The sequence below is a fragment of the Streptacidiphilus neutrinimicus genome (assembly GCF_000787815.1).
Classification (GTDB): Bacteria; Actinomycetota; Actinomycetes; order Streptomycetales; family Streptomycetaceae; genus Streptacidiphilus; species Streptacidiphilus neutrinimicus.
The window spans coordinates 1-932 of record NZ_BBPO01000154.1 but is presented as its reverse complement, the minus strand read 5'-3'; the positions used below and the strand labels follow the sequence as shown (position 1 = coordinate 932).

Here is a 932-nt window from a genome sequence, read left to right as displayed (position 1 = left end):
GTGGGGGGCTCTGTGAAGGTCTCTGCGGGGCTTTGTGTGGGGGTCTCGGCAGGGGAGAGGATCGCGGTGAGAAGCCGGCCGAGCCAGCCCCGGGCGGCGGCGAGGTCTCCGTCGAGCAGGAGTTGGACGGTCACGCCGTCGTAGAGCGCGATGACCGCGCGCGCCGCCTCGTCCGCGTCGCCGAGCGCCGCGGGCAGCGGACGGCCACGTCCGGCCAGCTCGCGGAGGCGCTGGGCGCAGACGCCGCGCAGGGTCTCGCGGTGGTCGGCGAGCGCACGGGCGACGGCGGGACGACGGGCGGCGTGGAGCAGGAACTCGGTCTTGACCAGCAACCAGTCCCGGTCCAGCAGGAGTTCGCGGGTGACCCGGGCGGTGAGCTCCGCGAGCGTCAGCTCGGGCTCGCCCTCGGTGATGGCGAGGGCCTCGGTGAGCTGCCGGGCGATGAGCGCGGAGCGGTCGTCGTAGAGCGCGAAGAAGAGCTCGTCGAGGTCGCCGAAGTTCGAGTAGAAGGCGCCGCGCGTGTATCCGGCGGCCTCGCAGACGGCCTCGATGGTGGTGTGCCCGAAGCCGTTCGCCGCGAAGACGGCGAAGGCGGCCTCCAGCAGACGCGCCCGGGTCAGCGCCCTGCGCTTGGTGACACGCGCGGGCGCGGCCCCGGTCCGGGCTGCTGCGGCTGCGGCGACGGTCGAAGGCATCAGCTCCCCGTTTCGATACATCGGTGTATCCGATGCGCGAATGTATCGTTCCGGCTGCGTGACGTCGAGAGGGGCGCGCCGGGAATCGCGGGGCGGGATTCTCGGGGTGGGAAAGCGCGGGAGAATACAGCGCCCGGTCCGGCAGGGGAACGGCGGCGGCGCGGCGCTCACGGCGTCCGTATGATGACCGACCCATGGAGCCGCAGCCGGAACTCGTCCGTCCTTACGTCACCGCGC

Annotated in this window: 1 protein-coding gene; it reads right to left on the bottom strand. The window is 72.5% G+C overall.

What is annotated here, in order from left to right; genetic code table 11:
• The coding region (locus TR48_RS37880) for a TetR/AcrR family transcriptional regulator (RefSeq protein ID WP_063771150.1) at positions 1 to 695 on the bottom strand (695 nt) is incomplete at its 3' end.
• Positions 696 to 932 lie beyond the last annotated feature (237 nt).